Genomic DNA, 23351 nt, shown 5'->3' with positions numbered 1-23351 from the left:
CCTTTTGAATGGAAGCCACAAGGCATTCCGGATCCGTAAACCGATTACGCCCCTTAACCCTTTTTAGGAATAATGGAGGGCTTTTATTTTTTTAGGAAGCGTTTCGTTTATATTTCGCTGGAGACGGTGGTGCTAAGTGGATCAGTTTTTTTTCTAGTCATCGAAAGCTGTAGGATTAATAAGATAAAGCCGATTAAAGATAATAGTGGTGCGATGAACACTAAATGTTTTAAGGGCAAGTAAGCGACAGAAAGGCCGCCAACAAATGCGCCTGTCGCATTTCCGACATTCATTGCTGACTGATTTAAGGTGCTTGAAAGAGTCGGTGCATCTTTAGACACCAGCATGCTGCGATATTGAAGACTTGGTAGCATGGCAAAGGCAATAACACCAAAAAGGAAGACACCAAGCACCATCCACAGTTTATTAAATTGCATAAAGTAGAGGAGCACAAAGAAAAGCTCAAACACAATGAGTGAACTGATAATGGCTTTATTTATATGCCAATCCGCTAACTTGCCGCCAACAACATTGCCGACGGTGACGCCAACACCAAAAATGACTAAAATCAAGGAAACGGCGGATTCGTGAAAACCTGTGACCTGCATTAGGATAGGTGAAATATAGGTAAATAAGGCGAAGACGCTGCTGATACTAAATAAAGAAATCAGCAAGGTGAGCCACAGTCTTCCGTTTTTAAGAACGGCGAGCTCGTTAACAAGTGAGGCTTTCTCAGAAGCCTCTTTTTTAGGAACGAGAAAATAAAGGCCTAAAAGTGCAACGATGCCAATCAAAGCAATAATGAAGAAACTTGCTCTCCAGCCCAGATGTTGACCAACGAATGTGCCAAAAGGTACACCAACAATATTACTCACGGTCAATCCGGAGAACATTAATGCCATGGCGCTGGCTTGGCGATTAGGCGCCACTAAACTCGCAGCCATAATAGCACCCATACCAAAGAATGAGCCATGGGCGAGTGCGGTCACCACTCGGCTCGTCATTAACAAGCCATAATTTGGGGCGATAGCACTTAAGAAATTACCTAAGACAAAAATAGCCATTAAGAGCATTAAAACATTTTTCTGTGAGAGCTTATATGTCACCATTACAATAATAGGACCACCGATCGCCACGCTGAGGGCATATCCGGTGATTAACTGTCCAGCTGAGGAAACGGAGACATCTAAGTCGGCAGCCACATTAGGGAGGAGTCCCATTATGACAAATTCAGTCATGCCGATGGCAAAGGCCCCTATTACGAGTGTCCAAAGTGGGAGTGGATATTTCTTCTTCATAGTCATCCTCCTTGTTACAACGTACAACGTCACATCATTATATACTAATTTGAAGCTTTTTTGTTTTACAATGCATTTTATCTATGACAAGATTCCTCCCTTTTATCATTTAAAAGAGGATTGGTGAAAAGGAGTAAATATAGAGGAAATTCTAATGGCGCGGAGCTAAGAAGCCAAGAGAATTTTGTCGTTTTTCAGTGAATACGAACATTAATGGGTATTATTAAAAAAGTGTTCGTTTTGTTATTGACGGTTGGTTTTTGCCTTGTTATAATTGGCAAGTACTTATATGAATTAAATCGTTTTATCCGTATAATCCTAGGGAATAGGGCCCGGGAGTCTCTACAAAACCACCGTAAATGGTTTTACTACAATCGGATATAGGAATGCATTGATTTCAGTCGGTCTTTCCTATGTGAAGATATGGTAATGAGAGGCTCTAGGAAAATTCCTAGAGCCTTTTAATATGCCAGAGATACTTAATATTTTATGGGGGAAAAAGGGGGAAAAAGTGATGAAAGATAGCAATCCTATCGCACGTTACTTTAGATTTTCTGAGTTAAATACGTCTTTCTCACAAGAGACAGTTGCTGGTTTAACGACATTTTTGGCTATGGCCTATATTTTATTTGTCAATCCGGTTGTTCTTGGCGATGCGAAGATGGATCAAGGGGCTGTTTATACGGCAACAGCCTTGTCAGCAGCTATTGGTACACTGATTATGGGGATACTCGCTCGTTATCCGATCGCGATTGCCCCGGGGATGGGCCTTAACGCCTTTTTCACATATTCAGTTGTTATTAAGCTCGGTATTCCTTGGGAGACAGCACTTGCAGGTGTTTTTATATCGGGTGTGATCTTCGTTATCATTACGGTTTTCAAAATTCGTGAAAAAATTATCAATGCCATTCCGGCGAACTTGAAGCACGCAACAGCCGCAGGAATCGGATTGTTTATTGCTTTTATTGGGCTACAAGGATCAGGCATTGTTGTCAATAATGATAGTACTTTGGTCGCTTTAGGGGATGTCACTGATCCTAAGGTGTTGCTTACATTCTTCGGGATTCTGGTAACGATCGTTTTACTCGTTAGAAACGTCAAGGCGGCCGTTTTCTACGGTATGATCGCAACCGCAATTGTGGGTCTTATTTTCGGGGTTATTCATGCACCACATGCCGTTCTTGCTAATGTGCAAAGTTTATCACCGACTTTTGGGGTCGCTGTTACACATATTCCGGATATCAATAGTTTACAACTTATTATTGTCGTTCTAACGTTTTTGTTTGTAGGATTCTTCGACACAGCCGGGACCTTAATGGCAGTAGCGAATCAGGCAGGTCTTTTAAAGGACAATAAGCTTCCGAGAGCCGGTCGTGCGTTGTTGGCCGATTCTTCTTCTATCGTTGTCGGGAGTGTGCTTGGGACCTCTTCTACAACGGCCTATGTAGAGTCTTCATCAGGGGTTGCTGCTGGTGGACGGACAGGGTTTGCCTCGGTGATTACAGGGATCTTATTCCTTATCGCACTATTTTTCTCGCCATTACTCGATGTGATTACGAATCAAGTGACGGCGCCTGCTTTGATTATTGTGGGTGTCCTCATGGCGACATCATTGAAAAATATCGAATGGAATAAAATTGAAATTGCTATTCCTGCTTTCTTAACCATTGCAGCAATGCCAATGACTTATAGTATAACGACAGGGATTGCCCTTGGATTTGTTGTATATCCTGTGACAATGGCTGTGAAAGGGAGAATAAAAGAGCTTCACCCATTAATGTACGTTCTGTTTGTCCTCTTCCTGATCTTCCTGCCATTTCTCTCTTAACGATAAAGGTCTCTGCATTGTGCAGAGGCCTTTTTTAAAGTATAAGAATGTATAAAATTTGGTCATCGGGATGGTGTGGATTTCCGCTCCAATCGACTTGGTACTGACGAAGCATTTTGGTAAAAAGCTTTTTAATGCCCAACTGAATGAGGACCGGGCATGCTTTACGCTCGGTTTTTCTCAAAAGGTAAGAAAGTATAAAATTATTGGCCAGCAGAACGGTGTGGATCTCCACTCCAGAGCGCTCGCTTTCCTCGGGCACGGCCTCAGCTAATTTTGGAATGGATGAATGGGTGTTCCAAAATGGATCTTCGGACCTGTGCTATTCCCGAAGGAGCCAGAGCGCCTTCCATTCCGATCAACTGGATTGCTGACGCTGCCTTTTGGGATTAAAATCTTATTCCGTGTTTTAATAAGTACTGGGCATGCTTTACGCTCGGTTTTTCTCATAACAAATTTTATAAGCTAAACCCTTAAGGTGTTCTTTTTTGTGCGGACGCAACGCCCATTTGAGAGTTTCACTCTTGATTGGTGCGCCATTTGTGAGTCTGCAAGGGCTTTTGGACATCCGCGGACAGTCCCAAGACACTTATCGGGTTGACTTTGTCAGGCTTTTCTCATCTTCTATAATAAATTTTAGTTGCACCGTACATACTTTTAGTATGAGCTAACTAAAGGTGTGGATAATATGGGACCTCTTATCATTTCGTTGGTATTCTGGCTGATTGGTATTATTGTGATTGTCAGTCACAGTATTCTGATCACTTTATTAAAACATAAGCAAAAAGAGTTTGATGAACGTGCGGAGCAAAAAATGTTCAATGATAATTCAGCGAGTATAGCCAATAGTATGGGGGAACAAGTATTAGATCTTATTCCATGGGGTTATATTCGATTGGTGACCGTGATTATCGGTATGATTATCATTGCTTTAGGCTTTGTGCCCCTTGGGTTTTTAGACGTTTAATCCTCATCGTTTTCCTGAACGATGATTTCACTCACTTCATGAGCGTCTATTTTACGTAGGGTGATCTTCATCATTCCTCTGGAAAAAGTGGCCTCAATCGGCTTGTTGTGGACAGGGGCAGGGAGGTCAATCATGCGTTCGAATTCTCCTTTTGGCAATTCTTCGTTTACGGTTTTAAAGCCTGGAAAAGAATAGGTGTTGTGGCCCTTAATGAGGATCGTTGAATGGTTAATGTAAATATGAATATGATCTAGTTTTTGGACACCGGGTAGTGCAATTAAACATAAAACAGATTGATCGGATTCGTAAAGATTGACTCTCGGCCATTCTTTGGCAAAGATGTTTTGGAATTCATTCCAAAAATCTTGCCCTAAAAATTGATTGACGGACTTTTTCCAATCTTTATATTTACTCTTTTCTTCCATGGTTTTCAGCCCCTTTTTTAATGAATAGAAAGTATTCGGGTCATCAAGAAGATGTTATTCTGAGCGCCTTCCGCTTCAATCCGAGGCCTTTTTGTTTTTGACATTAAAATCTTTTTTAGTGCTCTAAGCAGGAGTGGACGTGGTTTCTGCCCGGTTTTTCATAAAGCGACCGAAGGCATAAAAAGTTCGAGTAGAAAAACAGCCATCCCGGTTGGATCTTGGGAGAAACTTGGTTTTTCTTATATAAGTGATCAATGCGCTTAGCTTAGGATTGCCCTGTAATTAAAAGTATTTTTTTTAACATCCTCTTAACGTGTTGGTACTTGACGAAAGTGTTAAAATGGAGACACCTAATCAAAGAGTAACAGTCAACATAGTACGGGGGGATTTGATGCTTCATAATGCAGTTGTTATGGTTTTTATCATTCTAATCATTAATATTGTATATGTCTCCTTTTCTACAATGAGAATGATTTTAACATTAAAAGGGTTCAGGTACCTGGCCTCCTTTGTAAGTATATTTGAAATTCTGATTTATGTTCTGGGGCTGAGCCTGGTCCTCAACAACTTAGATCAAATCCAAAATCTCATCGCTTATGCACTTGGCTACGGCATTGGGGTCATGGTGGGTATAAAGATAGAGGAAAAACTGGCACTTGGCTATGTCACCGTAAATGTCATTACCAGTCGCGTGAAAGAAAATCTTGCCGATCGTATTCGTGGTAAAGGATATGGTGTCACGCATTGGGTCGCTCATGGTAAAGAAGGTGAGCGGATGATGATGGAAATCTTAGCGCCGCGCAAGAATGAATGGGATCTGATTAATGCCATTAAAGACCTTGACCCTTATGCCTTTATTGTTTCTCATGAGCCTAAAGCCTTTCATGGTGGTTTCTGGGTGAAAGCAATTAGGAAGGATATGAGACCATGAAGCGCGTAAAACCAAAAAAGAAACAATTTGATGTGAGTGACTATGGATCTATAGGGGCTTGTTTAGATGCCATGAAGGCTGAAGGCTATACACCGGTTAGACGTTTAGAGAAGCCCATTTTTAAAGAGGGCGAAAAAAGTCTTGAAATCCATCAACAGGTCATTATTTTTGAAGGTAAGTTGATTAAAACCGAACAATAAATATTTTACATAAATAATTATTCGATTTTGGTTGACTGTATAATAGGGGATTGTTATCATGAAGAAGGATGATGATCGACCTTTGATAAACCTCATATAAAGTTGGGAATATGGCCCAAAAGTTTCTACCCAGTAACCGTAAATTACTGGACTATGAGGGGAAGTTAAGAGCGTTCTGTATGCTTAGTTTAGTATGCCCAGAATGTTCGCTTTCTCACACTGTAGAGAAACGAACATTCTGGGCTTTTTTAATGGAATAAATAATGAAGATCATGAAAGGTGAGTCATAATGAGCCCTCAAGTTGGAATTATCATGGGAAGTGGGTCTGATTGGCCAACGATGAAGTTAGCATGTGATGTTCTTGATCTTCTGGAGATTCCCTATGAGAAAAAAGTTGTTTCTGCTCATCGGACTCCAGATTTAATGTTTGACTATGCAGAAAAGGCCCGGGAGCGGGGATTGAAAGTCATTATTGCTGGTGCTGGCGGCGCCGCGCATTTACCAGGTATGGTTGCTGCTAAAACGACATTGCCTGTCATTGGCGTTCCTGTTCAATCCAAAGCCTTAAATGGTCTTGATTCTTTATTGTCTATTGTTCAGATGCCAGGGGGCATACCTGTGGCAACGGTGGCGATTGGGACTTCAGGAGCAAAAAATGCTGGATTATTAGCAGCGCAGATATTATCGGCTTTCTCCACTGATATAGCGGAGCGCTTAGATACTTATAGAAAAGAAATGATGGAAACTGTGATTGAAAGTAGTGATCAATTATGACAGAGAGAAGCATGGCACCACTTATAGTACCTGGGAAAACCATTGGCATTCTTGGTGGTGGACAGCTTGGACGCATGATGGCGCTCTCGGCGAAAGCGATGGGGTTTCGAATCGCTGTCCTTGATCCTGGTAAGGATAATCCCCTCAGCCAAGTGGCCGACCTATCAATACAGACTGCTTATGATGATCTTGAAGGCGCGCGACAGTTAGCGCAAGCCTCGGATGTCATGACGTATGAATTTGAAAATGTCGATTTAACAGTTGCGAGGACATTGGAGTCGGATGCTTTTTTACCTCAAGGTAGCGAGTTATTAAAGATTACACAAGATCGTGTGAATGAAAAAGCCGCTCTAACAAAGGCGGGTGTAAAGGTTGCACCTTACAAGTGTGTTAAGACTGAAAGTGATCTATTGAGCGCACTTAAAGAAATAGGCAGACCCTCAGTGTTAAAAACAACGCGCGGAGGGTACGACGGTAAGGGGCAATTGGTGATCCGAACGGAAGAGGATGAAGCGACGGCCTTTTCGTGGATCGACGAGCAAACCGTATTTGTTTTAGAAAAATGGATTCCTTTTGAAAAGGAGCTTTCGGTAATAGTTGCAAGAAGCACTCATGGGGAGACTCAGACATTTCCGGTGGTTGAGAATATTCATGTTCATAATATTTTGCATCAAACGATTGCGCCCGCAAGGATTTCGGAAGCGGTAAAGGAAAAAGCAACACAAATGGCCTTAGAAATCTCAAAGTCTCTTAATCTTGTAGGGACGCTGGCAGTGGAGATGTTCATGACGGCAGATGAGGATGTTTTTATTAATGAATTGGCACCACGACCGCATAATTCTGGCCATTATACTATAGAGGCTTGTGAAACATCACAATTTGAACAGCACATTCGAGCCATTTGTGGTTGGCCGCTGGGATCAACAAAGCAATTAAAACCGGCTGTTATGGTCAACCTATTAGGGCAGCATGTGGAAAAAGCGCTAGAAGCCATTCCTCAGTATTCGAAGGTCCATTTTCATTTATATGGTAAGGACCAAGCGAAAAAGGATAGAAAGATGGGGCATGTTACCATCTTGGCTGAGACAACAAAGCAAGCCTTAGAACAGGCTGATAGACTTAATATATGGGAAAACGAAAGAGTGGAGGAAGTTAAATGATTGAACGCTATACAAGACCTGAAATGGGTGCCATTTGGACAGAAGAAAATAAGTATAAAGCATGGCTAGAGGTCGAGATTGTTGCCTGTGAAGCCTGGTCAGAGCTCGGTATCATTCCTAAAGAGGATGTCAAAGCCATCCGGGAAAATGCCCAATTCACCATAGAACGTATTCATGACATTGAACAGGAAACACGGCATGACGTCGTAGCCTTCACTCGCACGGTGTCAGAATCCTTAGGTGCAGAAAAGAAATGGGTCCATTATGGACTGACCTCAACAGATGTGGTCGATACCGCCCAATCTTATCTGTTAAAGCAAGCAAACGAAATCTTGCTTAAAGACATCGAGAACTTTATTGAAATCTTGAAGAACAAAGCGATCGAGCATAAGCACACCATCATGATGGGTCGGACGCACGGGGTGCATGCGGAGCCGACGACCTTTGGCTTGAAAATGGCCTTGTGGTATGAAGAAATGAAGCGCAATCTCGAACGCTTTAAAGCAGCTGCCGATGGCATTCAGTTCGGGAAACTCTCAGGTGCAGTCGGGACTTACGCGAACATCGATCCTTTTGTTGAACGCTATGTTTGCGAGAAGCTAGGTTTAAAGGCAGCGCCCGTTTCGACACAAACGTTACAACGTGATCGTCATGCTCATTACTTGGCGACTTTATCTCTGATAGCTACTTCTATTGAAAAATTTGCAGTGGAAGTTCGAGGTTTGCAAAAGTCGGAAACGCGAGAAGTTGAAGAGTACTTTGCCAAGGGTCAAAAGGGTTCTTCCGCAATGCCGCATAAACGTAATCCGATAGGTTCTGAAAATATGACCGGACTTGCTCGAGTGATTCGTGGGCATATGTTAACGGCTTATGAAAATGTGCCATTATGGCATGAACGCGATATCTCTCATTCCTCAGCAGAACGTATTATCTTGCCAGATACGACAATCCTTTTGAACTATATGCTCAATCGTTTCGGCAATATTATTAAAAATCTTACTGTTTTCCCTGAAAATATGAAGCGCAACATGGATAGAACTTTAGGTCTTATCTTCTCACAGCGTGTGCTTTTAAGTCTTGTGGATAAGGGGCTTAGCCGTGAGGATGCTTATGATCGCGTACAACCTTTAGCGATGGAAGCCTGGGAAAAGCAAGTGCCCTTTAAATCATTGGTCTCGCAGAGTGAAAACATTACAAATTACTTATCTGAGAGCGAAATTGAAGGATGCTTTGATGCGACTTATCATTTGAAAAATGTAGATGGGATTTTTGAGCGTTTAGGTCTTAGTACGACAACAACGACGAAGGTGGGGAAAGCGTAATGAAGCTGGCAATGCTCTATGAAGGGAAAGCGAAGAAGGTCTATAAAACAGATCAGCCTAATGAACTTCTGATCGATTACAAAGATGATGCGACGGCTTTTAACGCTGAAAAGAAAGCAGTCTTAGCGGGTAAGGGGCAGTTGAATAACGACATTAGTGCGTTGATTTTTGAAAAGTTGACGAAGGCCGGAGTCAAGAACCATTTTATTCGCAAGCTTTCCGATACGGAGCAACTCGTCAGTGCAGTCACGATTATTCCACTTGAAGTGATTGTAAGAAATGTGGCTGCTGGAAGTATGGCGAAGCGTTTAGGTATAGAAGAAGGAAAACCGCTAGAAAGAACCATCATAGAGTTTTGCTATAAGAGAGATGATCTTGGTGATCCCTTGGTCACCGAAGATCACATCTTCGAACTTGGTCTGGCCACAACTGAAGAATTACAAGCCATTCGTCAGCAGGCGTCTAAAGTAAATGACGTATTGTCGCAATACTTTGACGACCTTGGCATTCAGTTAATAGACTTTAAGCTTGAATTTGGTAGAAAGCAAGAAAACGGTGAGCTCATCCTTGCCGATGAAGTTTCTCCGGATACTTGCCGCCTTTGGGATAAAGTGACAGGTGAAAAGCTAGATAAAGATGTTTTTCGTCGCGATTTGGGGGATCTCCCGACAACATATCGTAAACTTCTTGAGCGACTGGGGGCAGCACAATGAAAAAGGTAAAGGTCTACATCACATTGAAGGAAAGTGTCTTAGATCCACAAGGGCAGGCTGTAGCAGGGGCTTTGCATAATCTAGGCTACAAAGAAGTACAGGACGTACGCATTGGCAAATATATTGAACTTGAAGTCGAGGCATCCGATGGTCCTATTGAGACGCAAATTGAAGCCATGTGTGAAAAGCTTCTAGCCAATACCGTGATTGAGAATTATCGCTATGAGATCGAGGAAGGTGTTACCCAGTGAAGACAGCAGTCATTGCCTTTCCGGGATCTAATTGTGATAGAGACATGTACTATGCGATCCGTGATGGTATTGGTCAAAATGTGGAATATGTTTGGCATCATGAAACCTCGCTTGAGGGGTTTGACGCTGTGATGATCCCAGGAGGCTTCTCCTACGGGGACTATCTTCGCACCGGAGCGATTGCTCGTTTTTCCAACATCATGCCGGCGGTGATTCAACATGCTGAGGAGGGCAAGCCAGTCCTAGGGGTGTGTAATGGTTTCCAAGTGCTTCTCGAAGCCGGCCTCCTGCCAGGAGCGATGATGCGTAATCGGGCCTTGAAATTTATTTGTAAGCATGTAGATCTTGAAGTGGTGAACAACCAAACGCTTTTTTCTAGCCTTTATGAACAAGGTGAAGTCCTTTCCATTCCCGTCGCCCATGGTGAAGGAAACTATTACTGTGACGAAGAGACTTTAAGACAGCTAGAATCAGAGCAGCGTATTGTTTTTAGATATAAGGATAATCCCAATGGATCTGTCGCAGATATCGCGGGCATTATCAATGAAAAAGGCAATGTATTAGGGATGATGCCACACCCTGAAAGGGCAACAGAAGCACTCTTGGGCAGTCATCATGGTTTAAAACTCTTTCAATCGATCTTAGAACACTGGAGGGAATCTCATGCCGCTCTTGCAAAGTGAACCATCACCATTAGAGATTAAGGAGCAAGCCCTTTATAAGGAAATGGGGCTATCAGACTCTGAATACGCACACATCTTAAGTATTTTGGGGCGTGAGCCGAATTATACCGAAACGGGTCTTTTCTCTGTCATGTGGTCTGAACATTGTAGTTATAAAACATCAAAGCCTGTGCTGAAGAAGTTTCCTTCTGAGGGTCCTTTAGTCCTTCAAGGACCAGGTGAAGGGGCTGGAATTGTGGATATTGGAGACAATCAGGCCGTCGTTTTTAAGATTGAGAGCCACAATCACCCTTCAGCTATTGAGCCCTACCAAGGCGCGGCTACCGGTGTCGGTGGTATTATCCGCGATGTGTTTTCCATGGGCGCTCGTCCCATTGCGCTTTTAAACTCCTTGCGTTTTGGTCCACTGAGTTCTGAACGGGTGCGCTACTTATTCGAGGAAGTGGTTGCAGGTATCGCAGGGTATGGCAATTGTATTGGTATTCCTACCGTCGGTGGTGAAGTCCAGTTTGATCAAACTTATGAGGGCAACCCATTGGTGAACGCGATGTGTGTCGGACTCATTAACCATGATGAAATTCAAGTCGGGCGGGCGACTGGGATCGGTAATACAGTGATGTATGTTGGGGCTGCAACCGGACGTGATGGGATTCATGGCGCGACCTTTGCCTCGGATGAATTATCAGAGCAGTCCGACGAAAAGCGTTCCGCTGTCCAAGTTGGAGATCCTTTTATGGAAAAACTTTTGCTTGAAGCCTGTCTTGAAATTATTAAGTGTGAGGCTTTAGTGGGCATGCAGGATATGGGAGCCGCTGGTTTGACATCCTCTGCTAGTGAAATGGCGTCTAAAGCGGGTGTTGGGATTGAAATGGATTTAGATAAGGTCCCTCAAAGGGAAACCGGCATGACCCCTTATGAAATGATGTTATCAGAATCCCAAGAGCGGATGTTGATCGTTGTGAAAAAGGGCCAGGAACAAGAGATTCAGGACATCTTTGAAAAGTGGGATTTACATGCAGTCGCTGTTGGGACTGTCATTGAAGACAAACGTTTTCGCCTGCTGCATCAAGGGCGGATCGTTGCCGATGTCCCCGTGGATTCACTTGCAGATGATGCGCCGGTTTACCATATGCCTTCGCAAGAGCCAGAAAGCTTCCGTATAAATCAAGCCCAAACACCGTGGCAGCCTGAAATCAAAGATTATGAGGAAACCCTTATTCAGCTTTTGAAGGAACCAACGATTGCCAGTAAAGAATGGGTCTATAATCAATACGATTCTATGGTGCAAACGAACACCGTTGTTTTACCCGGAAGCGATGCGGCTGTCGTGCGTGTCCGTGGCACACGCAAAGCACTAGCAATGACGACAGATTGTAATGGAAAATTCCTAAGGTTAGATCCAGAAATGGGCGGTCAAATTGCTGTTGCTGAAGCGGCGCGTAATATTGTCAGTTCAGGCGCTAACCCACTCGCGATTACCGATTGTCTGAATTTTGGTAACCCTGAGAAACCAGAAGCCTTTTGGCAGCTTGAAAAAGCGGTTGATGGAATGAGTGAGGCTTGTCGGAGATTAGAAACCCCTGTTATAAGCGGAAATGTTTCCCTTTATAATGAGTCACGCGGTCAAGCGATTGATCCGACTCCAGTTGTTGGTATGGTGGGTTTAGTTGAGGATGTCGCTCACATTACGACCACATCATTTAAAAACGCGGGTGATCAAGTGTATGTGATTGGAGCGGCAACCCCTGAATTTGGAGGGAGTGCTGTGCAACAGTTACTTACTGGGCAGGTTTCCGGGAAGCCTCCGCAGCTTGATTTGCAAGTCGAAGTGAACCGTCAGCATCAGCTTTTACAGGCCATTCGTCAAGGACTTGTCGCCAGTAGCCATGATATTTCTGATGGCGGATTAGCAGTGGCTCTGGCAGAAGGACTTATGGGCACGGATTTTGGCTGTGTACTCACTTTACATTCTCAAGCGGGAGCAGAGGCCGAGTTGTTCGCTGAGACACAATCGCGTTTTCTTGTCACTGTGAAGCCGGAAGATAGTCAGGCGTTTGAAGGTCTAGTAAAGGATGCAGTCAAGCTTGGTTCTGTGACTCGTGATGGCGTTTTATCAATAAAGCATAAGGAAGAAGAGATTATTCATTCTGAAGTTTCAGCGCTGGAACAAGCGTGGAAAGGGGTCCTACCGTGCTACATGCAATCAAAGACCGTGAACTAAATGAAGAATGTGGTGTTTTTGGGATTTGGGGTCATGATAATGCGGCTCAGCTTACCTATTATGGCTTGCACAGTCTTCAGCATCGAGGACAAGAAGGGGCTGGCATTAGTGTCACAGATGGCGAGCGGGTGCGTTTTCACAAAGGAACCGGGCTTGTCAACGAAGTGTTTTCAGAAGAAGCTTTACAAGGGCTAACCGGACACGCAGCAATCGGACATGTGCGCTATTCAACACAAGGTGACAGTGATTATGCCAATGTCCAACCACTCGTCTTTCGCTCACAAACAGATTCGTTATCCCTTGCCCACAATGGTAATTTAGTCAATGCTAATGCCCTGAAGTACCAATTGGAAGCTCAAGGCAGTATCTTTCAAACCACATCGGATACGGAAGTATTGGCGCATTTGATTAAACGTGGGGGCTCGCTTCGCTTTACTGATCGAGTGAAAAATGCCTTATCCATGATCAAGGGGGCCTATGCCTTTGTCATTCTCACAGAGGACCAATTGGTGGTTGCTCTTGATCCTAATGGTCTGCGCCCTTTGTCTTTAGGGCAGCTCGGTGAAGCTTATGTTGTCGCTTCTGAGACCTGTGCCTTTGATCTCATTGGTGCCACCTATTTGCGGGATGTAGAGCCAGGCGAACTTTTAGTGATTGATAATAACGGCTTGTCGGTGGAACGCTTTTCCTCATCCGTAGAACGGGCCATTTGTAGTATGGAATATATTTATTTTTCCAGACCAGATAGTAATATTGAAGGCATTAATGTGCACTCCGCTCGGAAACGCTTAGGGATTGAATTAGCGAAGGAAGCCTTTGTAGAAGCAGATGTTGTCACAGGGGTTCCTGATTCTAGTATTTCAGCAGCGATTGGTTTTGCGGAGGCTTCAGGTATTCCTTATGAACTCGGTTTAATTAAAAATCGCTACGTTGGACGCACCTTCATTCAGCCTTCTCAGGAATTACGAGAACAAGGAGTAAAGATGAAACTTTCCCCTGTGCGTGGCATTGTTGAGGGGAAACGTGTGGTGATGGTAGACGATTCGATTGTTCGGGGCACAACCAGTCGCCGCATTGTCAATATGCTTCGGGAAGCTGGGGCCGCTGAAGTCCATGTGCGCATTAGTTCTCCACCGATCAAATACCCTTGTTTTTATGGCATTGATACATCTTCTGAGAGTGAGCTCATTGCCTCATCCTATTCAATTGAAGAAATTCGAGACATGATTGGTGCCGATACCCTTGAATATTTAAGTGTTGAAGGAATGAAGCAAGCCATTGGTCGTAATCCAGAAATGAATCAATGTGGTCAATGCTTGGCTTGCTTTACAGGGAAATATCCCACCGAGATTTATCCCGATACCCTTTTACCACATGAGAAAGTCCAGCCAGTATAAGGAGGCAATCATGGCAGAAGCATATAAACAATCTGGCGTAAATATCGAAGCCGGTTATTCAGCTGTTGAAAAAATTAAAGGGCATGCTAAGCGCACGATGCGTCCAGGTGTTTTAGGGGGCATCGGTGCCTTTGGTGCGGCTTTTGATCTCTCTGAACTTAATATGAAAGCCCCTGTACTCATTTCGGGAACAGATGGTGTCGGCACAAAGCTTATGCTTGCTCAAGCCTTTGATCAACATGACACCATCGGAATTGATGTTGTGGCGATGTGTGTCAATGACATTGTCACTCAAGGGGCAACCCCGCTTTATTTCCTTGATTATATTGCGTGTGGCACATTAGACCCGGATAAAATTGAACGTATTGTCAAGGGTGTAGCGGATGGTTGTGAACAAGCAGGGTGTGCGCTTGTCGGTGGTGAAACGGCAGAAATGCCGGGTATGTATGACCCACATGAATATGATATTGCTGGCTTTGCGGTCGGGGCCGTTGAGAAGGATGAACAGATTACTGGAGAACATATTGCTGAAGGCGATGTGTTAATTGGCCTTGCCTCTAACGGCATTCATAGTAATGGCTATTCGCTTGTCCGTAAAATTATGGAGGATGCAGCTCTTGACCCTGAACTTAGGCTGAAAACGACAGGGAAACTTCTAAAGGAAGAATTACTAGCCCCGACGCGGATTTATGTCAAACCGATTGTTCGCGCCCTAGAGCAAGTCAACATCAAAGGCATGGCTCATATCACTGGTGGTGGATTCTATGAAAATATTCCGCGGATGCTCCCTGAGGGCTTAGGAGTAGACATTGCCAGAGGGAGTTGGCCAATTCCTCCTATTTTTCCTTTCTTACAGGAGCATGGAGGATTAACAGAGGCGGATCTCTTTTCCACCTTTAATATGGGGATTGGCATGGTGCTTGTCGTCAATCGCACCGACCAGGAAGCCCTCATTCATTTACTAGAATCGCTAGGTGAATCCGCTTATGCCATCGGTACTGTGGTTAAAGGCTCGGGAGTGAGTCTATGAAACGTCTCGCTATTTTTGCTTCGGGAACGGGCAGTAATTTTCAAGTGATTGCTGAAGCCATCCGATCTGGTAGTATTCGTGCCGAATTGGTTTTGCTTGTATGTGATAAGCCTGATGCGGCGGTGATTGAGAAGGCTGAGTGGCTTCATATTCCGGCTTTTGTTGCTGAGCCTAAACGCTTTGAAACAAAACAAGTCTATGAAAAAGCCGTGCTTGCCGCTCTTGAAGAGGCTCAGGTAGATTTTGTTGTCCTGGCAGGTTATATGCGGTTAATCGGTCCGACTTTACTTCAAGCCTATGGCGGACGTATCATCAATATTCATCCTTCGCTGTTACCGTCATTTCCTGGACTACATGCGATTGAACAAGCCTTTGCCGCGGGTGTGAAGGTGACGGGGATTACGATTCATTTTGTCGATGACGGGATGGACACGGGGCCAATTATTGCACAAGAGGCTGTGAAGCTATCACGTGGTGAGACAATAGAAAGTCTGACAGATAAAATACATCACCTTGAGCATACGCTTTATCCAAGAGTGATTGCTGAATTATTAAATGAGGAGTGAAATCGGACATGACAAAACGTGCACTCATAAGTGTTTTTGATAAAGAAGGCTTAATTCCTTTTGTAAACTCTTTAACGAAGCTTGGTTATGAAATTTTATCTACGGGTGGAACGAAGAAGGCCATTGAAGCAGCAGGGCTTCCCGTTGTTTCCGTTTCTGATGTGACAGGCTTCCCGGAAATTTTGGAGGGACGTGTCAAGACGCTTCATCCCGCTCTTCATGGTGGATTTCTTGCCGATCGATCTAAGGAAAGTCATCTTGAGCAAATCAAAGAACAAGGGATTGAACCGATTGATCTTGTGGCTGTGAATTTATATCCCTTTAAGCAAACCGTGGCCAATCCTGATGTGACTTATGAGGATGCGGTGGAAAATATCGATATTGGTGGCCCATCAATGTTACGGGCGGCAGCAAAAAATCATGCTTCAGTGACGGTTGTGTGTGACGCTGCCGATTATGATACGGTCATCGAAGCCCTAGAGACCCATGGAGAAACGGATTTTGAATTGCGCCAGCGTCTTGCAGCCAAGGTTTTCCGTTATACAGCGGCTTATGATGCCTTAATTGCTGACTACCTCACGAAGAAAACGGGTGAAGCCTTCCCTGAATCCTTTACGGTAACCTTCGAGAAAAATCAAGATTTACGTTATGGCGAAAACCCCCATCAAAAGGCAGCCTTCTATAAAGAAGCCTTTGAGGATGCCTCCTCGATTGCAGGAGCTAAACAACTTCATGGCAAGGCCCTTTCTTATAACAATATTCGTGATGCTGATGCGGCACTTTCTATTGTTCAAGAATTCGATAAGCCTGCGGTTGTAGCGGTTAAACATATGAACCCTTGTGGCATTGGCATTGGCGAAACGATTGAGGCGGCTTTTCAAAAAGCCTATGAAGCAGATCCCGTCTCAATTTTTGGAGGCATTGTGGCTTCAAATCAAGAGATCGATGTCGCGACGGCCGAGCACCTTCGTCAAATATTCTTAGAGATTATTATTGCACCATCATATACACCAGAGGCATTTGAAATCTTATCTAAAAAGAAAAATATCCGTTTGTTAACTGTTTCTTTTGAGCAAAAGGCGAAAGAAGAGAGCCAGCAATTAACCTCGGTTCATGGCGGCTTATTGATCCAAGATAGTGATCGCCTCGGACTTGAGGAAGCTGAATTAACTTATCCGACAAAGCGTAAACCAACAGAGGATGAGATGCGTGCTTTGGCATTAGGTTGGAAGGCTGTTAAACATGTTAAATCCAATGCGATTGTACTTGCTAAGGATGATTGTACGATTGGTATCGGGGCTGGTCAGATGAATCGTGTGGGCGCCGCGAAAATTGCGATTGAACAAGCAGGAGAAAAGGCGAAGGGTTCGGTTCTCGCTTCGGATGCCTTCTTCCCGATGAATGATACCGTTGAAGAGGCAGCGAAGGCAGGCGTGACGGCGATTATTCAACCTGGTGGGTCAATTAAAGATCAAGATTCGATTGATATGGCTGACCAATACGGCATCGCCATGGTCTTTACGGGCATCCGCCATTTCAAACACTAGGAGGAAAAGCTATGAAGGTTCTCGTTATAGGAAAAGGCGGCCGTGAGCATGCGATGGTCTGGAAGCTTAGCCAAAGTCCACAAGTCACTGACGTTTTTGTGGCGCCTGGAAGTGATGGGATGCAAGGTCTAGCAACATGTGTCGCTATCGCTGAAACGGATTTTGCGAGTCTCATCGCCTTTGTAAAAAAGGAAGGGATAGATCTCACCGTTGTTGGACCGGAACAGCCTCTCGTTGGCGGTATTGTTGATCGTTTTAAAGAAGCAGGACTCACAATCTTCGGACCGTCACAACAGGCTGCGATGATTGAGGGCAGTAAAGCCTTTGCTAAAAAGCTGATGGCGGATTATCAAATCCCGACGGCGGCTTATGAGGTGTTTACGGACTACGAGGCCGCTGCGCGATATGTGGAAAAGGTTGGTGTCCCCATTGTAATTAAAGCGGATGGCTTGGCAGCCGGCAAAGGGGTTACGGTTGCGCTGACAATGGAAGAGGCGCTTCATGCTTTAGATGATGCTTTAAATGATCATCGTTTTGGAGAAGCAGGAGCCTCCGTTGTTATCGAAGAGTTTTTAACCGGCGAAGAATTTTCATTAATGGCTTTTGTGAATGGTGACAAAGTCTATCCGATGGTACTTTCCCAAGATCACAAACGCGCTTTTGAAGGAGATCAAGGCCCGAACACAGGGGGTATGGGCGCTTATTCCCCGGTACCGCAATTGCCAGATTATGCTATTGATATTGCGATGGAACAAGTGATGCAGCCTACGGTTGAAGCCATGATAAAGGAAGCGAGACCTTTTCAAGGCATTTTATATGCGGGCCTGATGTGGACAGAGGCAGGGCCGAAGGTGATTGAATTCAATTGTCGTTTTGGTGATCCCGAGACACAAGTGGTTCTGCCACGGCTCACATCCGATCTTTTCGATGTGTTTTGGTCACTCGTCCATGATAAAGAACCAAAGCTTATGTGGTCTGAGGAAGCGACCTGTGGTTTTGTCCTTGCTTCTAAAGGCTATCCTGGGGACTATGAAAAAGGGGCTGCCCTAAATGACCTCAATCAAGTGTCAGAAGAAACGCTCGTGTTTCATGCTGGAACGAAACGGAATGAAGAGAAGTGGCTCACTAACGGTGGCCGCGTCTTGCTTGTTGCTCGTATGGCACCCAGCTTAGAAGAAGCGATTGAACAAGCATGCACTGAAGTGGCTAAACTCGCCAATGAACAGACCTTTTATCGCAAGGATATTGGCCATCGTGCACTAAATGTAATCAAAAGCCAAATCTAATAACCTTGACTTAAATTAGAGATATACACAGGAGCATTTTATGAGCTCCTGTGTATTTAACTTTAAGTACTTAAACTGCAAGTGTAAGGCAGTACTCCAAAAAAGGATCCCCCCAACGCTATATCAGTAAGATTTGTAAGTCATGTTCAAGACCTCATGGCTTCTTCTCCTTCCAATAGGTCTAGCCTCTCTTAAAATTTGTCAGGGAATCTGACCTTTCACTTTCACAATTCACTGCGTTAATGTATGATGATAAAAGAAACTTTTGATTTTTTTATAGTAAGGCGGCGATAAGGATGACGTTTTACCATCCTTGGGAAAAAGAAAACCTTCGTGAACAAGCTTCTGTCATTAGAGGAGACTTGCAACCGACGAAGATATTACGTGAAGGAATAGTTTTGAATGCGCATACAAAACTATGGGAGCAGGCTCATGTTTGGATTTATAAGGATAGAATTGTTTATGTGGGGGATAGCTTACCTACCCAAATGGATACAATTGAAAAGGTAGATTGTCGCGGGAAATTTCTTGTCCCAGGCTATATTGAACCCCATGCTCATCCTTTTCAGCTTTATAATCCTTATACGATGGCTGCCTATGCGGCCGAGCGCGGAACGACAACCTTGGTGAGTGATAATCTGGTCTTTTATCTATTGCTTTCAGACGAGCGTTCCTTTGATATCATTGAGCGTTTAAATGCTTTACCGACAAGCTTTTTTTGGTGGTGTCGATACGATGCTCAAACTTTATTGCGGGAAAACCCCTATCAAGATGAAAGAATACGCCGATGGCTCGAACATCCACAAGTGATTCAGGGCGGCGAGCTGACGGCTTGGCCACAGGTGCTCCATGGCGATGATCGTCTATTAGAATGGATGCAGATGACAAAGAGACAGGGAAAAAGAATTGAAGGACATCTCCCTGGCGCTTCTGAAAAGACGCTGTTACAGCTCCAACTTTTAGGCGTGGATTGTGACCATGAAGCGATGACGACTGAAGAAGCGTGGGCGCGTTTACGGATGGGATTGACAACCTCACTACGATATTCGTCTATTCGTCCTGATCTCCCAGAGATTTTAAGGGGCCTCGTAGAAAAGGGGCTTCAGCATTATGATGGGCTTTATATGACCACGGATGGCGCCACACCGCATTTTTATGAGCAAGGGATAATGGACAGAACCATTGAAATTGCTTTAGAACAGGGGGTGCCAACCACGGAGGCTTATCTAATGGCGTCGCAAAATATTGCAAGACATTATGGATTGGATCATCTCCTTGGATCACTTGAACCGGGAAGAATGGCCAATATTAACATTCTGTCTGCTCAAAATCAGCCCACACCTATTTCTGTTTTAGCCAAAGGAGAATGGGTGAAGCGAAATGATGAGGTCTCGTATCCTGTCTCAACAATCGACTTTAAAGAAGTCTTTGGTCCCCTTGATATTCCGTGGGAATTGACTCCAGATATGCTTGAGCCTCCATCAGATTTAGGGCTTGATATGGCCAATGCCGTGATCACCAAACCCTTTACATTAGAGACACCGCCAGTGGAAGAGGAACTGCCAGAAGGCATTTCTTATTTAACACTGATCGATGTTGAAGGGCATTGGAAAGTAAGTACATATGTTAAAGGCTTTGCTGAATTAGAAGGGTTTGCCAGCAGCTTTTCCTCAACAGGAGATCTTTTGCTGATTGGAAAACATAAAAAGGCTATTGTACAAGCTTTTGAAAGAGTTAAGACAATAAAGGGTGGCATTGTTCTTATTGAACAAGGAGAATCGATAGCAGAATTAAGACTTCCAATTAGAGGGTGGCTTTCTGATAAGCCGATGAAGACACTAGCGCAAGAAGAACAATCCTTTGTCAACACATTGAGGGAGAAAGGGTACGATTTTGCTGACCCAATCTATAGTCTGTTATTCTTCTCTTCAACGCACTTACCTTATATAAGAATCACGCCACTAGGCTTAGTGGATGTGATGAAAAATAAAATTTTACAGCCAGTTGAAGAGTTATCAACAATATAGGAGGATTCTATTAAGCCTATGCGGAAATCTTTGCATGTCTTAGGGCTAGTTTTGGCTTTCTTGTTTTTACTAACAGCTTGCGCAAAGGACAATGAAGCTTCTACAAAAGAACAAGAAAAATCAAAGGCGTCTGAAAAGACAACGACTGAAAAAGGAGAGCCAACGACCAAGGTCTATCCTTTAACAGGGTTACCCGCGGGTGATGATGACATCAATCGTCGGGTTCTTGCGGTGATGGTGAATAATCATGCATTAGCCCGGCCGCAATCGGGTCTGCATAAAGCCGATATCGTTTATGAAGCCCTCACCGAAGCGCGCATCACCCGTTTTTTAGCGATTTTTCAAAGCCAAAAACCTGAAGTAATAGGTCCGGTACGTAGTGCGCGTCATTATTTTGTCGATCTTTCTCAAGGGTATGGTGCGATTTATATTGCCCATGGCTGGAGTCCACAGGCGGAGAAGAAGCTTAAATCGGGTGGTATTGATTATATTCAAGGGCTCTATCATGATGGGACATGGTTTAAAAGGGCTTCTTTTCGTCAAGCCCCTCATAATTCCTATCTTCCCTATGACAATGCGATTGAAGGAGCCAAGACCAAGGGCTATGATCTCACCCAGGATGTTAAGCCATTACCTTTCTTAGAGAAGGCTGAAGTCAGTAAGATCCCTGGAAATGATGTGGGGATAGCGACGATCACCTATAGCTCTGATAATGTTGTTAGCTATGTGTACCATTCAGAGGATGGCTTGTTTTATCGACACATTAATGGTGAACAGGCAGAAGATCGTGAAACAAAGACCCCTTTAACAGCGGCTAATGTTTTCATTGTGAGTAGTGACCATTCTTTTATTAATAACAATAATTATCGACGTGATATTGACTTAACAAAAGGTGGACCTGCCTACCTACTTCAACATGGTAAAGTTCAAAAGCTCGAATGGAAAAATGTTGATGGCCGCTTGTTACCTTATAAAGATGGCACTGCCGTCAAATTTGTCCCAGGCCAAACATGGATTAATATCGTTGAATCTGACCCTGGCCTAGATAAACTTGTGACGTTAACAGACTAGAAAACAGTGAAAGATAAAAGGAGGAAGAAACCATGCAAATTGATAAATTAAGAGGAGATTCATTAAATCAACTATTCGAAGCCATTCTTTCCTTGAAGGATATAGAGGAATGCTATAGATTCTTTGATGATCTTTGCACGATGGGGGAAATTCAAACACTTGGCCAACGCTTTCAAGTCGCTCGGATGCTCATTGATGGCTATAAATATCATCAAATTGAAGAAGGATCAGGAGCGAGTGCGGCTACCATTTCAAGAGTGAAGCGCTGCATTAATTATGGGAATGACGGTTATCAAATGACTTACGAAAGAATTAAGGGAAAAGAATAGAACTTCAAAGGCGCCTTAGGGCGTCTTTTTTTTAAAATATAAGAATGTATAAAATTCTGGTCATCAGGAAGGTGTGGATTTACGCTTCAGAACGCTCGCTTTCCTCATGCCCACACGATGTGGGTAGGGTCGGCGTTGTCACAGGACGTGACGTTTTTAGCCGATCGTCCTTAGTGGCCTCAGCTAACTTGGGATGATAATCGAGTTTCCCAAGTGGATCTTCGGACACGTGCTGTCCCCGAAGGACTCTAGTTTAGGCATCTGTGAGTCAGCGGCGCTGAGGAACACACTCAGTATAAGTGTTCCGAATCTCGCGTCTTCCGCTCCAATCCACTTGATACTGACGAAGCATTTTGGTAAAAAAGCTTTTTAATGCCCAACTGAATGAGGACCGGGCATGCATTTCGCCCGGTTTTTCTAATAATATCAGACAAATTTATAAGTTGAACGCTTATCGGCATATTTCTTGAAAGATCAGAAAAATTAAGGTCATCAGTAAGATGTGGATTTCCGCTTCAGAACGCTCGCTTTCCTCATGCCCACAAACTAAGGAAAGCATCTAAGAGAATAATCCTCGCAGAAAAATCGTCTTTTTTACGATTTTTTGACGTGGATAGGGTCGGCGTTCGAAGCACCATCGGGGTCCCCGAAAAGTGTTCTTTACTTTTTGGGGTGGTAATCGGGGTCCCCGAAAAGTGTTCTTTACTTTTTGGGGTGGTAATCGGGGTCCCCGAAAAGTGTTCTTTACTTTTTGGGGTGGTAATCGGGGTCCCGAAAAGTGTTCTTTACTTTTTGGGGTGGTTGAGGTGCTAGCTTCGACGTTGTCACACGGATGTGATGGTTTTAGTCGAAGTTCCTTAATGACGTGACGGCTTTTAGCCGAGCATCCTTAGTTGCCTCAGCTCATTTTGGAATGTTTAATCTGTGCATTCCAAAATATTTGTGATTAAAAGTCACCTGTTCCTGCGTCTACTCGTATCGCTTCGATGTCAGCTTTCTCGGACAACTCGAAGTTTACTCGTGAAGTCACGCTGGTTGCTGTTCCCGAAGGACTCTAGTTTAGGCATCCGTGAGTCAGCGGCGCTGAGGAACACACTCAGTATAAGTGTTCCGAATCTCGCGTCTTCCGCTCCAATCCACTTGGTACTGACGAAGCATTTTGGAAAAAAACTTTTTAACACAGGTTACAGACAAGGTGAGTCGTGTCACCACACCTAAGTTGCTTAGATACCGATTTGTTCTCTTCGTTCTGAAAACGGTCACCAAGGCGCCTTTCTGAAGCCCGTTTTCTGGATTCTAAGTCAAAACGGTCACCAAAGCGCCT

General features: G+C 44.0%; 22 protein-coding genes and 2 riboswitches. Of the genes, 19 read left to right on the top strand and 3 right to left on the bottom strand.

Features of this window, described 5'->3' with window-relative positions; all coding sequences use genetic code 11:
• Positions 1-107: 107 nt before the first annotated feature.
• Positions 108-1298 carry an MFS transporter gene (locus IEV91_RS11605; RefSeq protein ID WP_188497572.1) on the bottom strand — a complete coding sequence of 397 codons (1191 nt, stop codon included), beginning with the start codon at positions 1296-1298 and terminating at the stop codon, positions 108-110.
• Positions 1299-1586: 288 nt separating this feature from the next.
• A riboswitch (purine riboswitch) is annotated at positions 1587-1693 on the top strand.
• A 137-nt stretch (positions 1694-1830) separates the two neighbouring features.
• Between IEV91_RS11605 and IEV91_RS11600 the strand changes: the two genes are divergently transcribed.
• Together IEV91_RS11600 and IEV91_RS11595 are read left to right on the top strand one after the other, a co-directional pair.
• Positions 1831-3126, top strand: coding sequence for an NCS2 family permease (locus tag IEV91_RS11600; RefSeq protein WP_188497628.1), 1296 nt, complete (start codon positions 1831-1833; stop codon positions 3124-3126).
• A 688-nt stretch (positions 3127-3814) separates the two neighbouring features.
• A complete protein-coding gene (locus IEV91_RS11595; RefSeq protein ID WP_188497571.1) occupies positions 3815-4093 on the top strand; it encodes a hypothetical protein in 279 nt (92 codons plus the stop codon).
• Here the strand turns inward: IEV91_RS11595 and IEV91_RS11590 are convergent.
• Entirely contained in the window at positions 4090-4518 is a 429-nt protein-coding gene (locus tag IEV91_RS11590; protein ID WP_188497570.1) for an Hsp20/alpha crystallin family protein, read from the bottom strand. The two genes, IEV91_RS11595 and IEV91_RS11590, sit on opposite strands and share 4 nt — an antisense overlap.
• 391 nt (positions 4519-4909) lie before the next feature.
• Between IEV91_RS11590 and IEV91_RS11585 the strand changes: the two genes are divergently transcribed.
• The 17 genes from IEV91_RS11585 to IEV91_RS11505 all read left to right on the top strand — a co-directional run bounded on the left by IEV91_RS11585 (position 4910) and on the right by IEV91_RS11505 (position 22027).
• Positions 4910-5449 (top strand): DUF2179 domain-containing protein, encoded by a 540-nt coding sequence (locus IEV91_RS11585; RefSeq protein WP_188497569.1) that lies wholly within the window; start codon positions 4910-4912, stop codon positions 5447-5449.
• Positions 5446-5649: an NETI motif-containing protein gene (locus IEV91_RS11580; protein ID WP_188497568.1), complete on the top strand. Its 204-nt coding sequence runs from the start codon at positions 5446-5448 to the stop codon at positions 5647-5649. Before IEV91_RS11585 ends, IEV91_RS11580 begins: the two co-directional genes overlap by 4 nt.
• Positions 5650-5721: 72 nt before the next feature.
• A riboswitch (purine riboswitch) is annotated at positions 5722-5823 on the top strand.
• Positions 5824-5938: 115 nt separating this feature from the next.
• Complete coding sequence (gene purE, locus IEV91_RS11575) at positions 5939-6424, top strand: 5-(carboxyamino)imidazole ribonucleotide mutase (RefSeq protein ID WP_188497567.1); 486 nt, start codon at positions 5939-5941, stop codon at positions 6422-6424.
• The gene (gene purK / locus IEV91_RS11570) at positions 6421-7584 is read left to right on the top strand and encodes a 5-(carboxyamino)imidazole ribonucleotide synthase (protein ID WP_229745559.1); all 1164 of its coding nucleotides are present in this window, start codon (positions 6421-6423) and stop codon (positions 7582-7584) included. The genes purE and purK overlap by 4 nt, the downstream gene beginning before the upstream one ends.
• Positions 7581-8906: an adenylosuccinate lyase gene (purB, locus tag IEV91_RS11565; RefSeq protein WP_188497566.1), complete on the top strand. Its 1326-nt coding sequence runs from the start codon at positions 7581-7583 to the stop codon at positions 8904-8906. Before purK ends, purB begins: the two co-directional genes overlap by 4 nt.
• The gene (gene purC, locus IEV91_RS11560) at positions 8906-9619 is read left to right on the top strand and encodes a phosphoribosylaminoimidazolesuccinocarboxamide synthase (protein ID WP_188497565.1); all 714 of its coding nucleotides are present in this window, start codon (positions 8906-8908) and stop codon (positions 9617-9619) included. The genes purB and purC overlap by 1 nt, the downstream gene beginning before the upstream one ends.
• The gene (gene purS / locus IEV91_RS11555) at positions 9616-9870 is read left to right on the top strand and encodes a phosphoribosylformylglycinamidine synthase subunit PurS (RefSeq protein WP_188497564.1); all 255 of its coding nucleotides are present in this window, start codon (positions 9616-9618) and stop codon (positions 9868-9870) included. Before purC ends, purS begins: the two co-directional genes overlap by 4 nt.
• Positions 9867-10553 carry a phosphoribosylformylglycinamidine synthase subunit PurQ gene (gene purQ, locus IEV91_RS11550; protein WP_188497563.1) on the top strand — a complete coding sequence of 229 codons (687 nt, stop codon included), beginning with the start codon at positions 9867-9869 and terminating at the stop codon, positions 10551-10553. Before purS ends, purQ begins: the two co-directional genes overlap by 4 nt.
• Complete coding sequence (purL, locus tag IEV91_RS11545; RefSeq protein WP_188497562.1) at positions 10534-12774, top strand: phosphoribosylformylglycinamidine synthase subunit PurL; 2241 nt, start codon at positions 10534-10536, stop codon at positions 12772-12774. Before purQ ends, purL begins: the two co-directional genes overlap by 20 nt.
• Complete coding sequence (gene purF, locus IEV91_RS11540) at positions 12744-14171, top strand: amidophosphoribosyltransferase (protein ID WP_373284433.1); 1428 nt, start codon at positions 12744-12746, stop codon at positions 14169-14171. Before purL ends, purF begins: the two co-directional genes overlap by 31 nt.
• 10 nt (positions 14172-14181) lie before the next feature.
• Complete coding sequence (purM, locus tag IEV91_RS11535; protein ID WP_188497560.1) at positions 14182-15201, top strand: phosphoribosylformylglycinamidine cyclo-ligase; 1020 nt, start codon at positions 14182-14184, stop codon at positions 15199-15201.
• Positions 15198-15767 (top strand): phosphoribosylglycinamide formyltransferase, encoded by a 570-nt coding sequence (gene purN / locus IEV91_RS11530; protein WP_188497559.1) that lies wholly within the window; start codon positions 15198-15200, stop codon positions 15765-15767. Before purM ends, purN begins: the two co-directional genes overlap by 4 nt.
• An 8-nt stretch (positions 15768-15775) precedes the next feature.
• Positions 15776-17314: a bifunctional phosphoribosylaminoimidazolecarboxamide formyltransferase/IMP cyclohydrolase gene (purH, locus tag IEV91_RS11525; RefSeq protein ID WP_188497558.1), complete on the top strand. Its 1539-nt coding sequence runs from the start codon at positions 15776-15778 to the stop codon at positions 17312-17314.
• A gap of 11 nt (positions 17315-17325) precedes the next feature.
• Positions 17326-18600 carry a phosphoribosylamine--glycine ligase gene (gene purD / locus IEV91_RS11520; protein ID WP_188497557.1) on the top strand — a complete coding sequence of 425 codons (1275 nt, stop codon included), beginning with the start codon at positions 17326-17328 and terminating at the stop codon, positions 18598-18600.
• 296 nt (positions 18601-18896) lie between these two features.
• Entirely contained in the window at positions 18897-20627 is a 1731-nt protein-coding gene (locus IEV91_RS11515; RefSeq protein ID WP_188497556.1) for an adenine deaminase C-terminal domain-containing protein, read from the top strand.
• Between the two features lie 18 nt (positions 20628-20645).
• The gene (locus tag IEV91_RS11510; RefSeq protein ID WP_188497555.1) at positions 20646-21698 is read left to right on the top strand and encodes a DUF3048 domain-containing protein; all 1053 of its coding nucleotides are present in this window, start codon (positions 20646-20648) and stop codon (positions 21696-21698) included.
• 32 nt (positions 21699-21730) lie between these two features.
• A complete protein-coding gene (locus tag IEV91_RS11505; protein ID WP_188497554.1) occupies positions 21731-22027 on the top strand; it encodes a YerC/YecD family TrpR-related protein in 297 nt (98 codons plus the stop codon).
• Between the two features lie 79 nt (positions 22028-22106).
• On the opposite strand, the gene IEV91_RS11500 is transcribed toward IEV91_RS11505, so the two are convergent.
• Positions 22107-22256, bottom strand: a complete 150-nt coding sequence (locus IEV91_RS11500; RefSeq protein WP_188495209.1) for a hypothetical protein — start codon at positions 22254-22256, stop codon at positions 22107-22109.
• Positions 22257-23351 lie beyond the last annotated feature (1095 nt).

Source organism: Pullulanibacillus pueri, from assembly GCF_014639255.1.
Classification (GTDB): Bacteria; Bacillota; Bacilli; order Bacillales; family Sporolactobacillaceae; genus Pullulanibacillus; species Pullulanibacillus pueri.
Note: the sequence above shows the minus strand (reverse complement) of the source record. Positions and strands in the feature narration are given on the sequence as shown.

Coding starts and splice junctions, on each gene's coding strand:
- IEV91_RS11605 (WP_188497572.1), bottom strand. CDS start 1,298: ATGAAGAAGAAATATCCACTCCCACTTTGGACACTCGTAATAGGGGCC.
- IEV91_RS11595 (WP_188497571.1), top strand. CDS start 3,815: ATGGGACCTCTTATCATTTCGTTGGTATTCTGGCTGATTGGTATTATT.
- IEV91_RS11590 (WP_188497570.1), bottom strand. CDS start 4,518: ATGGAAGAAAAGAGTAAATATAAAGATTGGAAAAAGTCCGTCAATCAA.
- IEV91_RS11585 (WP_188497569.1), top strand. CDS start 4,910: ATGCTTCATAATGCAGTTGTTATGGTTTTTATCATTCTAATCATTAAT.
- IEV91_RS11580 (WP_188497568.1), top strand. CDS start 5,446: ATGAAGCGCGTAAAACCAAAAAAGAAACAATTTGATGTGAGTGACTAT.
- purE (WP_188497567.1), top strand. CDS start 5,939: ATGAGCCCTCAAGTTGGAATTATCATGGGAAGTGGGTCTGATTGGCCA.
- purK (WP_229745559.1), top strand. CDS start 6,421: ATGACAGAGAGAAGCATGGCACCACTTATAGTACCTGGGAAAACCATT.
- purB (WP_188497566.1), top strand. CDS start 7,581: ATGATTGAACGCTATACAAGACCTGAAATGGGTGCCATTTGGACAGAA.
- purC (WP_188497565.1), top strand. CDS start 8,906: ATGAAGCTGGCAATGCTCTATGAAGGGAAAGCGAAGAAGGTCTATAAA.
- purS (WP_188497564.1), top strand. CDS start 9,616: ATGAAAAAGGTAAAGGTCTACATCACATTGAAGGAAAGTGTCTTAGAT.
- purL (WP_188497562.1), top strand. CDS start 10,534: ATGCCGCTCTTGCAAAGTGAACCATCACCATTAGAGATTAAGGAGCAA.
- purM (WP_188497560.1), top strand. CDS start 14,182: ATGGCAGAAGCATATAAACAATCTGGCGTAAATATCGAAGCCGGTTAT.
- purN (WP_188497559.1), top strand. CDS start 15,198: ATGAAACGTCTCGCTATTTTTGCTTCGGGAACGGGCAGTAATTTTCAA.
- purH (WP_188497558.1), top strand. CDS start 15,776: ATGACAAAACGTGCACTCATAAGTGTTTTTGATAAAGAAGGCTTAATT.
- purD (WP_188497557.1), top strand. CDS start 17,326: ATGAAGGTTCTCGTTATAGGAAAAGGCGGCCGTGAGCATGCGATGGTC.
- IEV91_RS11515 (WP_188497556.1), top strand. CDS start 18,897: ATGACGTTTTACCATCCTTGGGAAAAAGAAAACCTTCGTGAACAAGCT.
- IEV91_RS11510 (WP_188497555.1), top strand. CDS start 20,646: ATGCGGAAATCTTTGCATGTCTTAGGGCTAGTTTTGGCTTTCTTGTTT.
- IEV91_RS11505 (WP_188497554.1), top strand. CDS start 21,731: ATGCAAATTGATAAATTAAGAGGAGATTCATTAAATCAACTATTCGAA.